Genomic DNA, 13,679 nt, shown 5'->3' with positions numbered 1-13,679 from the left:
TGCGCACGAGTGTGTAAACGGCCGTAGAATGAGTGCAAATCAGCAACGAAGCACGAGAGAGGGACGGACCCATACCCAGTCCACGCAACCAAGCCATGCTTGTCAAAGCAGCCACCCTCTATTACCTCGAGGGCAAATCGCAGGCCGAAGTCGCTCAAGAGATCGGCGTTTCGCGATCGAACGTGTCTCGCGTTCTCGCTGACGCCCGCAAGAACGGCATTGTTGAAATTCGCATCAACGACCCCTTCGGTCGCGCCCAAGACCTCGAAGCGCAGCTCGTTGCTCGCTATGGTCTGCGCGAATGCCGAGTCGCCCCCAGCACGGGTTCTGACAACCAGCTTTCCCGCGTCGGCGCCCTCGGCGCTCAGTGGCTCATCGACAACCTTCCCCGTGATGGCGGGGTGGCCCTCTCCTGGGGCTCCAGCGTTCAGGCTGTTGTCGACGAGATTCCGGATGACGCCTCCCACGAGAACATCGAAATTCTCCCCCTCGTGGGCGGGCTTTCCATCGTCGACTCCGCTCGCGACGGTAACGTCTTGGTGCGCCTTTTGGCCACCAAACTCGGAGCCCAACACCGCCGCCTGTATGCCCCAGCGGTTGTCGAATCGCTCGAATCTCGCGAAGCGTTCCTCAGGGAGCCATCGATCACGGGCGTGCTCAACGCTTCCCGCCGCGCCACAATCGCGATCGTCGGAGTCGGAAATGTGGGCAAGGGCGCCTCAAGCGCAATCATCGAGTCGATGAACCTGAGCCGCAGCGAACGCAGCGACTTCGCGGCATCCGGAGCAGTGGGTGACTGCTGCACGCGCTTCTTCGACCACGAAGGAAAACTTGTGGAGTCGGTCGTCAACGACCGTGTGATCGCGATCGACCTTGACGAACTCGGCAGCATCCCCACCGTAGTGGGCGTCGCCGCAGGCGCACACAAGGTCGAGGGCACCCATGCAGCCCTCACCGGCGGACTGTTCGACGTTCTCGTCGTCGACTCCGAGCTCGCACTAGCCCTGCTCAACCAGCGCTAGCGAGTGCAACCGCTACCCAGCGGCGGAAGCGAGAAGGTCGGCGAATGTCGCCGCGAGTTCTTTTGGCGTTGTCGCCGCGCTTAGAGTGTCGTGCCAGTCGTCGAGCTGGAAGACCCCGATGAGTTGCGACAACATTTCAGCTTGCGCATGTGGTTCGGTCACGAGAATGAGAACGGCCACGCGAGCAGCCACGGTCGAGTCCGCTCCGCCCATCTCGCCGAATTCGACGGGATGCGCGAGGGTGGCGATTCCGAGCCCTGATTCAATGGCGTGCTCGACATCAGCGTGGGGAATTGCTACCGGGATGACCGTGGGTAGACCAGTGGGGAAGGCGAGTTCGCGCTTGAGAAGTGCCGCTTCGTAGCTGGGCCGCACAGCGCCGACCGCTAAGGCCTGCTGCGCGAAAGCGGAGAGCACTTCGCCGCTAGTTCTCGCCTCGAGCCCCACGATACTGAGGTCGGCGCGGGGCACCACGGGTACCGAAGTCGGGGTCTCGCTCATGATTTCTCGTCTTTCCGGGCGCCAGTGTTAGTCAAAAAGATCTTGCTGTGTACACATTTGTATATCAAAGGTGCATAATTGTCACGACGCTATCGCCCCGCGAATACATTGGAGTATTGGAAAATGGCCACAAAACGCATTCTCGTTATCTGCGGCACTGGAGTCGCAACATCCACCGTGGTCGTCAGCAAGATTCGCACCTTCTGCGAATCCAAAGGACTCAACGCCACAATTACGCAGGGCAAAGTAGCCGACACTCTGCGCGGCAACCTCGACGCAGATTTCATCGTGGCCACCACCCAAGTGCCCGATTCCGTCGGAATCCCGGTCATCGCTGGCCTCCCCTTCCTCACCGGAATGGGCCTCGATAAGGCCTATGCCGAGATCGAGGAACAGTTCGCCTAACCCGCGAAACACGGCGGCTCGCGCCTCTCGCACGGTCCGCCAGAGCATCATCTTCACGAGCGCCCGCGCAGCACTGCGCCGAGCTCATCTCCCAGCCTCGACAAACCTCAGAGAATTGGACGTTCAACGTTGAACATCATTGAAGATATTTTGACAAATATCACCAGCTACCTCACGGCTCTCGGAGCCTCCGTCACACTGCCGATCCTCATCACGATCTTCGGTATGATCCTTGGCCAAAAGTTCAGCCAAGCGCTGCGCGCCGGCGTGCTGATCGGTATCGGCTTCATCGGCATCAACCTCGTGATCGGCCTCATGGCGGGTACCGTCGGTCCTGCCGCTCAAGCTCTCGCAACCAACCTCGGGGTGAACCTCACAGTTCTCGATGTGGGATGGCCCGCGAGTGCGGCCATCGCCTTCGGTTCGACTGTCGGGGCGGTGATTATTCCTGTCGGCATCCTCGTCAACATGGTGCTGCTGTGGTCGGGCCTCACCCGCACGTTCAACATTGACCTGTGGAACTTCTGGCACTTCGCGCTCGTTGGCGCTCTTGTCGGAGCCGTCACAAATAACTTCTGGATCGGTATCGCCGCGGCGGCCGTACACATGGTGATCGTTCTGGCTCTCGCCGACCTCTCAGCTCCACTGATTCAGAAGTACTTCAACTTCCCCGACATCTCGTTTCCCCACGGAACCAGCGCGCCGTACATCCTGTTCGCGATCCCCTTCAACTGGGTCTTCGATCGCATCCCCGGCTTCCGCAACCTGAAGGCAGACCCGCAGACCATCGAGAAGCGCTTCGGAGTCTTCGGTGAATCGATGATCTTGGGTCTCGTGCTCGGAATCATCATCGGTCTCGCCGGCTTCGGTTTCGACAACCCTCGTGAAGACTCCATCGCGATCCTCGTACTCGCCATCAGCCTCGCTGCCGTTCTGTTGCTTCTGCCGCGCATGGTCTCGATCCTCATGGAAGGCCTCATCCCGGTCTCCGATTCCGCTCGCGAGTTCGTTCAGAAGCGTTTCCCCGGTCGCAAGTTCTACATCGGTCTCGACACCGCAATTGCCGTAGGCCAGCCCGCCGTACTCGCCACCTCACTGGTACTGGTCCCTGTTACGGTACTCATCGCCATCGCGCTCGCTCCCGCCGGCAACCAGGTACTTCCGCTGGTGGACCTCGCAACCCTGCCATTCATCGTGGCCATGATGGTTCCGATCTTCCGCGGCAACATCGTTCGCTCGGTTATCGGTGGTGCCATCGTGATCGGAATCGGCCTCTTTATCGCGACCGCAACCGCACCGCAGTTCACCGCTATTGCCGAAGCCTCAGGCTTCACCGACACGCAGGGTTCGCAGCTCATCTCGTCGCTCGTCGACGGAGCCAACCCCCTCACCGGTCTATTCTTCGGGGTCGCGAACCTCGGTGGCTGGACCATCGCAGTATTGGGCGTCCTCGCCCTCGGATTCGCCTACTGGGTGAGCCGCCTCGAGAAGAAGCGCGACATCGTTCGCGCTCAGGTCGAAGCGGATGCCGCAGCAGCATCCGACGAAGAAGCAGCTAAGGCCTAAACCAGGTCTAGCCTCGCCGCCAAAGGCCCCGCTCCCCCAGGAAGGAGCGGGGCCTTTGTGCGTGTCGAAGACGCGCGAACCAACCTCTCGAGCGTCACAGGGCCATTGACGGGCGCATTGGACTCTCAAAACAGCGCACAGGGCTCGCCACGGAGCCGTTGTCCTCACGCCGCTCGCCGTGTCCCCACCCGTTAACGCACAGAAGGCCCGCACCAATCGGTGCGGGCCTTCTGTGGTGGTTACTATTCGACGGTAGCGAGCAATTCTGCGAGCTCGTCGAGCACCGTGTCAGCGCCCTCATCGTCGGAAGCCAGCGTGACGGTTTCACCCTGAGCGACACCGAGCGAAATCACGGCGAGGATGCTGGCGGCGTTCACAGCCTTGCCATCCTTAGCAACGGTGATCGCCAAGCCGCTCTTGCTAACCGCCTGCGTGAAGAGTGCTGCGGGGCGAGCGTGAAGACCCGAGGGGGAAACGATTGTGGCTGTGCGTTCTGACATTGTGTACCTGTTTTTCAGACGTGGTGGACTACGCCCCTTGACGGACGCGGCTGGGGTATCCCGCGGGCGGGTTGCGACTCTAGAGCAAACGCTCCGGATTCGCGACGAGGTTCGTGATGGTCGCGAGCATGCGTGCGGCATCAGCACCATCCGCTACACGGTGATCGACGGTGAGACCGATCGTGCAGCTCAACCGCACACCGAAGGTCTCGTCGTCGAACACGCGCATGCGCGGCTTGACGGCGCCCGACGACAGAGCCGTCGATTGCGGTGGGGTCAATAGTGCGTTGAACGATTCCACGCCGAATCCGCCCAGGTTCGAGAATACGCTTGTTCCGCCACCGAGGCGTGCAGGAGGCAGCGTGCCCTTGCGCGTCTCGTCTACGACACCGGCGATCTCAGCAACCAGTTCAGCAAGCGTTCCCTCGTGCGAGTTCTTCAGTACCGGCGCGAGCAGCCCCGACGGTGAATCGATCGCGAGGGCGATTCCGATGTGCTCGTTGGCAACGACTCCCTCATCAGTCCAGGTGCCATTGAGCGCAGCGTTCTCGGCCAGAGCGATTGCTTGAGCCCGCACAAAGAGTGCGGTCCAGCTTGCGCCACCGAGCGTGGTTTTGCGCACGGCAGCCAACGCTGACAGGTCAAGGTCAACATAGGCGGTGAACTGCGGAACGAGAGCGGATGCCGTCATCACCTTGGCAACCTGCTTGCGGGTGCGCAGACGGCGAGCTTCCACCGGGTCGACAGCTCTGGCCGGTGCAGCGGCAGCGGGAGCAGTAGCTGCAGGAGCAGCAGGCGCTACCGCGGCTGGAGCAACAGGCGCAGCCGGTGCAGCGGGAGCCGCGACCGGAGCAGCAGCAGACGCCGCGGAGGTTCCGGCAGCAGCTGCTTCAACATCCGACAAACGAACGGTGTTGTCCGGCCCGGTCGGCGTGACCGACGAGAGGTCAACGCCGTGTTCGGCGGCGGCACCGCGAGCGGCAGGAACAGCGGGGATCCACCCGGTCTCGATGGGGGCAGGAACGGCAGCCGGAGCTACTTCCGCAGCGGCCGGAGCAGCAGCGGGAGCGTCAGCGGCGGGCTCGTCAAAAAGTCCACCGAGCAGGTCATCGGCCTCTGTCGTGATGAAAGCGATGGTGTCGCCCACCGCGTACACCTCATCGGGCTGGGCGATGATCCGAGCGAGCACGCCGTCGAAGGGCGACTCCACTTCCATGTCAACCTTGTCGGTCGCGACCTCACAGATTGGCTCCCCAGAACGAACCGAGTCACCCTCCTGCTTGAGCCACGCGACCATGGTGCCCTCTTCCATGGTCATGGACATCTTGGGCATTGTCAGAGGCAGCTCAGACATGTCACCACTTCCGAACGAGATCAGTGGCCGCCGCTACGATGTCTTCGACCTGCGGCACCGAAGCACGCTCGAGCTTGGGAGCGTACGGGATCGGGATGTCGAGGCCAGCAAGACGCTTGATCGGCGCGCGAAGGTAGCCGAAGGCATCCGACTCGGAGATGATGGCAGACACTTCAGACATGAAGCCGAGGGTGCGCACCGCTTCCTGCACGAGCAGAACGCGGCCGGTGGCCTTGACGGTGCGCAGGATGGTGTCGCTGTCGAGCGGCTTGAGCGTGCGCGGGTCAACCACGGTCGCTTCGATGCCGTCGGCCGCAAGAATCTCAGCTGCTTCGAGCGCGCGGCTCACTTCAACACCCGTGGCGATGATCGTGAGGTCCTTGCCCTCGCGGGGAACCGCAGCGACGCCGAGCGGTGTGCGGATGTCGCCCGTGCGAACCTCGCCCGAGGTCTTGTAGAGCAGCTTGTGCTCGATGACCATGACGGGGTTGGGGTCGTCGATGGCCGAGAGCAGCAGGCCCTTGGCGTCATCCGCCGTTGCTGGCATAACAACCTTGAGTCCGGGAATGTGAACAAACCAGGCTTCGAGGCTCTGGGAGTGCTGCGCGGCAGCACCCGTTCCCGAACCACCCGGCGCGCGGATAACCATCGGAACGTTCACTGCGCCACCGAGCATGAAGTGAATCTTCGCTGCCTGGTTAGCGATCTGGTCCATAGCCTGAGCCGTGAAGTCAGAGAACTGAATCTCGACGATCGGGCGCATGCCCGTCATCGCGGCACCGACACCGGCGCCCATGATGCCGAGCTCGCTGATGGTGGTGTCGCGAACGCGGTCGGGGCCGATCTCGTTGATGAGCTCGCCGGTGACACCGAAGGCGCCACCGTACGTTCCGACGTCTTCACCCATGATGAAAACGTTGGGATCCTTGGCCATAGCAACACGCAGAGCGTCGCGAACAGCCTCGGAGTAGGTCATGGTTACGGTTTCGCCCGTCGCGGGCGCTGCGGTCTGTGCCGCGGTCGTCTCAATAGTCATTGTCGTTACCTTGCGTAGACGGCGGAAAGAAGGTCGTCAGCGGTCGCGTCTGGCGCTGCGTTTGCGCGCTGTACAGCACCGCGAAGTTCGGTGCGTACGTTGTCACGAACGGCATCGATGTCAGCCTGCGTGAGGCCACCGGCGGCGAGAGCCTGCGCCTCAAACAGCGGAATCGGGTCCTTGCCGCGCCACTCATCAATCTCGTCGCGAGTGCGGTACAGGTTCTTGTCCGACTTGGAGTGGCCGCGCCAGCGGTACGTCTTGGCTTCAATGAAGGTCGGTCCCCCACCGGCTCGAGCCCGGTCAACCGCTTCCTTCGTGGCGTCATAGACCGCCTGAACGTCGTTGCCGTCAACGGTCACTCCGGGGATGCCGTAGCCCTTCGCGCGGTCAGAAAGCTGGTCGAGATTGAAGGCCTTCTCTGACGACATCGACATGCCGTAGAGGTTGTTTTCGCACAGGAACACTACGGGAAGCTGCCACATGGCCGCGAGCACGACGCCCTCGTGCCAGGCACCCTCACCCATCGCACCGTCACCGTGGAAGCTGACAGCAACCTGCTTGGTACCGCGCATCTTGGCCGACAGCGCTGCGCCGGTAGCGATCGGAACGCCACCAGCCACGATGCCGTTGGCGCCGAGGTTTCCGGTTGCGGTATCCGCAATGTGCATCGAACCGCCGCGACCGCGGCAGTAGCCGGTCTCTTTCGCGAGAAGCTCAGCCATCATGCGCTCCATGTCGGCGCCCTTGGCGATGCAGTGGCCGTGGCCGCGGTGGGTCGAGGTGATGTAGTCGTCCTTGTTGAGGGCGAGGCACGCGCCGGTCGGTACAGCCTCTTGACCGATCGAGAGGTGCATTGTGCCGTGCATTAGTCCACGGCCGTAGAGGTCTTCCACTGCCTCTTCAAAGCGGCGGATTTTCCACATGGTGGCGAGGCTGGCTGCCGCGAGTTCACGGTTCGCAACGATCTGCGTATTCATGGTTGTCACCTTTCTTAGGCGGAGAGCAGCGAAGCGAGAGCGGGAACCTGTAACTGGCCATCGGCCAGAAGGGCATCCTGCAGCTTGCGCAAGATCACGATGGTCTTGGTTTCGTCGAGCTGCACGTCGTCGTACGTGACGGCAGTTCCCTTAGCAACATCGCGGATGAGCGTGCCGGCCGATGCCAGACCGATGGGCAGCTCGCGACCGGCCTTGGCCTCGGCTGCCGGAACAGCGTCACCGTAGACGTGCTCGCCACCGATGCCGTCGATCTTCTCGCCGACCTTGAGGTCGCGCTTCGCCATGGCAGAAACGTCGGCGTTCCAGGCGATCGGAGCAAGCGACGGCTGGCGGTCGATCATGACCTCACCGATCGAGAGCACTGCCTCGACACTCGCGAGGTGGTACGGACGGTAAAACGCGAAGTAAGGGCCGTCACCGAGCTTGAGGTAGCTGAGCTCCTCGTGCACCACGGGGTCGGTCGCCTTAGCAACAACGAAGACACCGGGAGCAACCGGGCCAGTGGCGTAGTCGACAACACCGCTGCGGTCGAGGATTCCGCCGTCTTCGCTAGGCTTGAAGATGTCCTGTAGCGTCGGCACCGTTGCGGCCGGTCCGTGCATCGAGCGCTTCGTGAGCTCGAGGTCTGCCGCGTTAGCGAGGGCAGCCATCTCAATCATGGTCTTGGTTCCGTCGACGAAGCTGCACAGCATCCGCGGGTTCATCCCCTTGGTCTTCGCTTCGTCTTCGAGGCTGCTGGGGGTAGCCGTCTCGTTGAGAGGGTTGTTCTTGCCCTTACCGGCGAGAACTACGTCAAGGCCGATGTCCTCGACGTACTCGACGAGCTTGAGGCACTCAACGGGCTCATCGCCACGGCAGACCGTGTAGATGCTGCCGGTCTGAGCGGCGATACGAGCCAGGAGGAGACCGACCGTAACGTCAGCTTCCACGGTCATGAGGGCGACATCTTTGCCGCCAAGCAGCGACGCGAGGGCGACCTTAGCGGCGATCTCGGGAACACCCGAGCACTCAATGACCATGTCGATGGGGAGCTTCGGAAGAGCAAGAGCGTCGTTGACGACCACGTGGCCGCCGTTTTCGATCGTGGCGGCGAGCGTCTCGAGGTCTGCTGACTGGTCAACGTCGGTGATGCCGGCGTTAGCGAGAGCACCTACGGCACGGTCGATAGCGATGTCCGCGACGGCGGTGATGTCCACGCCCTTCTGGCGGGCAATCTGGGCGATAAAGCCGGAGCCCATCTGACCTGCGCCGACGAGACCGATGCGAACGGGACGACCGACCTCACGCTGACGCGCAAGCAGTTTGTTTGTGTAACCCATGACTACCCCTTTGAAACCACGTTGGTGCACTTATGTGCGTTTGTTAATCAAGTATGTGTATTTAGTATGCCCCGCCGGGAACGACGATGCAATGTCGGATGCCGAAACACCCGAACGAGTGATGTCGCTACTTGCGGGCTGCCGCTGCGACGTTGCGCTTATACGTCACCCAGTACTGCTTAGTGGCGTAATCCACGGCTGCCGTCATCATCTTTTCTTTAGTGCGAAGCGTGGCGGTGTCGAGGTCGCCGATCAGTTCGGGGCGCGGCTTGAACCGCGCGAGAACTGTGCTGCCAACCATGGCTTCAGCAGCCACGATGCGTGTTGTTGAGGCATCAACAACCAAGAGAACGATGGCGCCACGGAGAAAGTGCTTACCGCGACCGGAGACCAGGAAGTGGTCCTTTGCGCCAAGGTAGCTCGATCCGAGACGTTTGGTGGCACGCGAGTACGTGCGCTGTTGAAGGAGGCTAAATACAACGCTCAGGACGAGCGCTGCGATCAGCAGGAGTGCGAAACCGGTGTCCATGTCAACTACCTTCGATGAGCTCGATGGTGACGCCAGCCTCGGGCAACGAGAGCGTGCCCTTCGCGTGGATGGCGCCGGGGAGAATCTTTTGGCTGTCTTCTGGGTCGCTGTAGACCACAAAGTGGCCGAGCGTGCGGAGGTTGTTGGCCGCGATCTCGCCAACCTCCGTAATGGTGACTTCAGAGTCCCCCACCCGCAGCACGTCTCCCGGCTGGGGGTCGCGCTGCGGGTGGTGGTGCGTGACAGCGTGGACGACACTTACCTCAGCCAGCTCGGCGGGGCAGGGTTCTCCGAAGAAGATCACCACTCCTCCGTCGAACATTTCGGTGGCGTCCGTTCCGATGGACGTGACCTCGCTGCGGTAGTAGGTAGTCATTGCTGTCTCGCTTTTCTCTGCTGTTGCGTGTGGTGGTTGTACTGGCGGTAGTGCTTAGATCAGCGCGAAGCTTGCGCCCCACGCGATCAAGACTGCCAGTGGCGATGTGATCAGGCGAGAGAACAGCACGGCAGGCACGCCCACTGCGACCGTCTCTGGCTTAGCTTCTCCCAGGGCAAGACCCACGGGAACGAAGTCACAACCGACCTGACCGTTGATGGCGAAGAGCGTCGGCAGTGCGTACTGCACCGGCAGTGCTCCAGCGGCGATCTGTGTACCCATGAGTACACCGACGACCTGAGCGATCGCCGCGCCTGGTCCCAGAATGGGCGACAGGAATGGTAGTCCCGTGATCACGCCAAGCAGGATCAGTCCGATCGGGTTCGAGGCCAAGGGAGTCACGGCCTGCGCAATGAGATCCGAGAGTCCCGAGTAGGTGACGAAACCGATCAAGAGGCTCACATAGGCCATGAACGGCAGGATCGTCTGCAGCACGAGCTGAACGGTCTGTCGACCGGACGAGAGCAGCGTGTTGATGATGTTTCCGATGACCGAACCAAAGCGCGTCGCCGTGTTCGAGAAGAAGCCGATGAAGCCGCCGCCCGTTGTCGTCTCAGCGCTGAAGTGCTGAACGCTGCTCGTTCCGAAGGCGCCCTGGGGAGCCTCGCTGCCGATCGCCGCACTGGATGCCGCTGCAGCTTCATCCGCGTGAGTCGCGAAGGCAGCTTCACCGTCGGCGAGTTCAACGTTGTCGGTTCCGACGGCCGAGACAAATACGTCCTCGGTGATGTACTTCGCGAGGGGCCCCGAGGGCTCTCCGGGGAAGACGTCAACGGTCATCATGCGCTTCTTGGGGTAAACGCCGATGCGGGCGGTTCCACCACAGTTGATTACGACGGCGACAACGCGCTCTTCGGGAATGCTGTTGGTGAAGCCGTCGACAGCTTCCGCTCCGGTGAGCTCGGCGATCCGCGCTGCGACCGGGTGGATTCCACCACCGGTTACCGAGAGAACCACGTTCTTTTCTGCGCTCGGCTCGAGCAGGAGGCCCTTGCCCCAACCGCCGTTACCGGGCTTGACGAATACGTTTCTGTAGGTGTTCTCGCTCATGATCACACCGCCCCTTCAGTGGAAACCGAGGATCCGGTTTTCTTGGTCGACTTTGCCTCGATGAAACGCTCGCTTGCACGGGCAAATTCGCGGTCGTATTCGTCGAATACGGCCGTAAGACCCTGACGACGGATGAGCAGCTTGGTGATCCACTCGGTGACGATTCCACGAATGAAGATCACGACGATGCCGGTACCGAAGTACAGCAGCGCGAGCAGCGGGTACTTTTCGGGAGCGATGGAGAGCACTCCAGCCGAGACACCAGCCCAGACGAAAATCTCGCCAGCGTTAGCGTGCGGGAAGAAAGCGGTAACAGGGTGCACAAATGACACTGCAGAGTCGTAGAACGCCGGCTTCTGTCGTTCGGGTAGATAGATGCCGAAGGAGTACGCCATCGGGTTGGTCAAGACGATGACCGCAATGATGGGCATGAGGGTGTAGCGAGTGATGGCCCAACGAGCTGACCACTGCACTGCGCGAGTCATGCGTGCTTCGCCCACCCAGGTGGTGATCGCGTACATGAAGGTAAGCAGCACAATCAGCGTCGGCAGAATGCCGGTTGCGAGACCAACGAGAGCTTCACCCGATGCATTGAACAGGCCAATGAAGTGCGTAGCACCCCACGTGAGGGCCTGAATGATCGGGTTGTCGCTGGCCGGCACAGGCGGCGAATCAGCCGCCCAAATTATCGTGTCCAGAACAGATTGCATCTCACACCTTTCTCCAGCCGCAACTTCGTTGTCGGCGCCTGTCAGGGCCGCTGGCGTGACGTGAGGTGCGTGTCCCCATCGACCCTGGTACTACATTTGCACATTTGTGAGTATTGGACTCACAGTCGTGTAGTAACAGGTATATCAGGCTCGCACGCAATCAACCAAGGTGACAAGGAAAGAAATTACGGCTCACGTTCAGCGGCGCTCAACGAGAATCACAGCCGTAACGCCCGTGAACTCCACATCCGGCACCCCAGCGAGCGGCGACCGGCAGCGTGAGAGAGAGGAACTCCGCCGCGAAAGCAGCGAAACGAGACAAGTGATGTCATGCGCGCGAGAGACGCATGACGCAAGCTATTCCCGGTTATGCACTGCTTCGGCAACGGTGCGGGCGTGCACGAGCGCGGTGGCAATCGCAGCCATTCCCTCCCCGCGGCCCGTAAAGCCAAGTGCATCGGAGGTCGTACCCGCAATACTGACGGAGGCACCAAGAATCCCGCTCAGGAACTCCTCGGCCTCGACTCTACGGCGGGAGACCATCGGGTGATTACCGATCAACTGAACGGAGACGTTTCCCACTTCGAAACCCGCATCCCGGATGAGGAATAACGTTTCGCGCAAAAAGATATCGCCATGAGCATCTTCGAACTTGGGGTCGCTTGTACCAAACACACTGCCAAGGTCGCCCAACTTCGCCGCCGACAGCATCGCATCACAAATGGCGTGAGCGACCACATCTCCATCGCTGTGACCGCGAAGACCAATTTCGTCTGGCCAGTGAAGACCAGCGAGCCAGAGTTCCTTGGTCTCGTCGTAGGCGTGCACGTCTGTGCCCGTGCCCACGCGGATGCTCGTCGCCGCCGACTCGGTGAAGAGCTGCTCGGCGCGGCGCAGCTCCCACGCGGTGGTGATCTTGAAGGCCATCGGGTCACCCGCGATGATAGAAACCGGAAAGCCCGCAGCTGCGACGAGCGCCGAGTCATCGGTGTGTTCCTCGCGTGCCGCCTCATGGGCAGAGACGAGTTGTTCGCGCGGAAATCCCTGCGGAGTTTGCACCGCCATAAGCACCGAACGGTCGACCGTCTCGACGATTCGACTCGCGTCATCCGTGCGTTTGATCGTATCGGCAACGGGGAGCCCAGGAACTACACCGGCGCCCGAGGCGCGCACTTCCGCCGCGACGGAGTCAAACACCAGACTGGGCGTGAGCGGGCGAGCTGCGTCATGGACAAGCACCACGTCAATGCTGGGCTCCAGATGCTTCAACGCTTGCGCAACCGACTCTTGGCGGGTTGATCCCCCCACAATAATCACGGCCTCGCGGTCACGACCACCAGGTACGGAGCGTGCGAGCTGCTTGGCAATAGGGCCGTACGACTTGGGGACGGTCACGATGACCTGAGTCGGCTCCACCATTCCGAAAACCGATTCAAGAGCACGACTCAGCGTGGGGCGGCCCGCGAGGTGCACAAATGCTTTTGGTTCGTTGCGCCCAAGACGAGTGCCGTTTCCGGCACCGAGAAGAATCACGGCGACGCGCGGGGAAATCTGTTGGGTCATATGAGGCGGGTATCTCCAAATCGATGGGCGAGGAAATACTCCTCCGCCAAAAAGACGTAGCGAACTAGCCTACCCATGCTCGCCTGTGAATACACAGTCAGCGTTGCGGCCTAAGACGCAAGAACCTCATCGAGAACGAGCGAAGCCTTGTCTTCATCAGTCTTCTCTGCGAGCGCCAACTCAGAGATGAGAATCTGACGTGCCTTGGCGAGCATGCGCTTTTCACCGGCGGAGAGGCCGCGATCTTGATCGCGACGCCAGAGATCACGCACGACCTCAGAAACTTTGATGACGTCGCCGGAAGCAAGCTTCTCCAAATTGGCCTTGTAGCGGCGCGACCAGTTGGTGGGCTCTTCAGTGAACGGCGCGCGAAGCACGTCGAACACCGCGTCGAGCCCCTCGCGACCGATAACGTCGCGAACACCCACGAGATCGACGTTCTCTGCGGGGACTTCGATGGTGAGATCACCCTGAGTAACATTGAGCTTGAGATAAATTTTCTCTTCGCCCTTGATGGTGCGCTTCTTAACCTCGGTGATGGTTGCAGCACCGTGGTGGGGATAAACGACAGTCTCGCCGACCTCAAACAACATGAATAGTGGTCCTCTCGAAGAAAACCCAGTTTATCACAGTAAACCCATGGTAAGGGTTACCTAAGTAAACCACCCCGTGTGGCTATCTATTAGG

At 61.1% G+C, this 13,679-nt stretch carries 15 protein-coding genes; 3 read left to right on the top strand and 12 right to left on the bottom strand.

Going from position 1 to position 13,679, the window contains the following annotated elements; genetic code table 11:
• Window positions 1-95: 95 nt before the first annotated feature.
• A complete protein-coding gene (locus ACR3YK_RS08415) occupies window positions 96-1,022 on the top strand; it encodes a sugar-binding transcriptional regulator (RefSeq protein ID WP_486174448.1) in 927 nt (308 codons plus the stop codon).
• Window positions 1,023-1,034: 12 nt separating this feature from the next.
• On the opposite strand, the gene ACR3YK_RS08410 is transcribed toward ACR3YK_RS08415, so the two are convergent.
• On the bottom strand, window positions 1,035-1,523 hold the full coding sequence (locus ACR3YK_RS08410; protein ID WP_486174447.1) for a PTS sugar transporter subunit IIA: 489 nt from the start codon (window positions 1,521-1,523) through the stop codon (window positions 1,035-1,037).
• Window positions 1,524-1,646: 123 nt separating this feature from the next.
• Between ACR3YK_RS08410 and ACR3YK_RS08405 the strand changes: the two genes are divergently transcribed.
• Window positions 1,647-1,928, top strand: a complete 282-nt coding sequence (locus ACR3YK_RS08405) for a PTS sugar transporter subunit IIB (RefSeq protein ID WP_486174446.1) — start codon at window positions 1,647-1,649, stop codon at window positions 1,926-1,928.
• Window positions 1,929-2,057: 129 nt separating this feature from the next.
• Complete coding sequence (locus ACR3YK_RS08400) at window positions 2,058-3,494, top strand: PTS galactitol transporter subunit IIC (protein ID WP_486174445.1); 1,437 nt, start codon at window positions 2,058-2,060, stop codon at window positions 3,492-3,494.
• A 242-nt stretch (window positions 3,495-3,736) separates the two neighbouring features.
• Here ACR3YK_RS08400 and ACR3YK_RS08395 read toward each other — a convergent pair whose 3' ends face one another.
• From ACR3YK_RS08395 to ACR3YK_RS08345, 11 genes are all read right to left on the bottom strand, one after another.
• On the bottom strand, window positions 3,737-3,994 hold the full coding sequence (locus tag ACR3YK_RS08395; protein WP_486174444.1) for an HPr family phosphocarrier protein: 258 nt from the start codon (window positions 3,992-3,994) through the stop codon (window positions 3,737-3,739).
• A gap of 79 nt (window positions 3,995-4,073) precedes the next feature.
• Window positions 4,074-5,348: a dihydrolipoamide acetyltransferase family protein gene (locus tag ACR3YK_RS08390; protein WP_486174443.1), complete on the bottom strand. Its 1,275-nt coding sequence runs from the start codon at window positions 5,346-5,348 to the stop codon at window positions 4,074-4,076.
• A 1-nt stretch (window position 5,349) separates the two neighbouring features.
• On the bottom strand, window positions 5,350-6,384 hold the full coding sequence (locus ACR3YK_RS08385) for an alpha-ketoacid dehydrogenase subunit beta (RefSeq protein WP_486174442.1): 1,035 nt from the start codon (window positions 6,382-6,384) through the stop codon (window positions 5,350-5,352).
• 5 nt (window positions 6,385-6,389) lie between these two features.
• Window positions 6,390-7,364 carry a thiamine pyrophosphate-dependent dehydrogenase E1 component subunit alpha gene (locus ACR3YK_RS08380; protein WP_486174441.1) on the bottom strand — a complete coding sequence of 325 codons (975 nt, stop codon included), beginning with the start codon at window positions 7,362-7,364 and terminating at the stop codon, window positions 6,390-6,392.
• Window positions 7,365-7,378: 14 nt separating this feature from the next.
• Window positions 7,379-8,704 carry an NAD(P)H-dependent oxidoreductase gene (locus ACR3YK_RS08375; RefSeq protein ID WP_486174440.1) on the bottom strand — a complete coding sequence of 442 codons (1,326 nt, stop codon included), beginning with the start codon at window positions 8,702-8,704 and terminating at the stop codon, window positions 7,379-7,381.
• Between the two features lie 127 nt (window positions 8,705-8,831).
• Complete coding sequence (locus ACR3YK_RS08370) at window positions 8,832-9,233, bottom strand: transcriptional regulator GutM (protein WP_486174439.1); 402 nt, start codon at window positions 9,231-9,233, stop codon at window positions 8,832-8,834.
• Between the two features lies 1 nt (window position 9,234).
• Window positions 9,235-9,609: a PTS glucitol/sorbitol transporter subunit IIA gene (locus ACR3YK_RS08365; protein WP_486174438.1), complete on the bottom strand. Its 375-nt coding sequence runs from the start codon at window positions 9,607-9,609 to the stop codon at window positions 9,235-9,237.
• Between the two features lie 54 nt (window positions 9,610-9,663).
• Window positions 9,664-10,719 carry a PTS glucitol/sorbitol transporter subunit IIB gene (gene srlE, locus ACR3YK_RS08360; protein WP_486174437.1) on the bottom strand — a complete coding sequence of 352 codons (1,056 nt, stop codon included), beginning with the start codon at window positions 10,717-10,719 and terminating at the stop codon, window positions 9,664-9,666.
• 2 nt (window positions 10,720-10,721) lie between these two features.
• Window positions 10,722-11,429: a PTS glucitol/sorbitol transporter subunit IIC gene (gene srlA, locus ACR3YK_RS08355; RefSeq protein WP_100388341.1), complete on the bottom strand. Its 708-nt coding sequence runs from the start codon at window positions 11,427-11,429 to the stop codon at window positions 10,722-10,724.
• A gap of 357 nt (window positions 11,430-11,786) precedes the next feature.
• Window positions 11,787-12,992 (bottom strand): 2-C-methyl-D-erythritol 4-phosphate cytidylyltransferase, encoded by a 1,206-nt coding sequence (gene ispD / locus ACR3YK_RS08350; RefSeq protein WP_486174436.1) that lies wholly within the window; start codon window positions 12,990-12,992, stop codon window positions 11,787-11,789.
• A 110-nt stretch (window positions 12,993-13,102) separates the two neighbouring features.
• Window positions 13,103-13,585 (bottom strand): CarD family transcriptional regulator, encoded by a 483-nt coding sequence (locus ACR3YK_RS08345; protein ID WP_486174435.1) that lies wholly within the window; start codon window positions 13,583-13,585, stop codon window positions 13,103-13,105.
• Between the last annotated feature and the right edge of the window lie 94 nt (window positions 13,586-13,679).

The organism is Salinibacterium sp. 10G20-15 (assembly GCF_057365065.1).
Note: the sequence above shows the minus strand (reverse complement) of the source record. Positions and strands in the feature narration are given on the sequence as shown.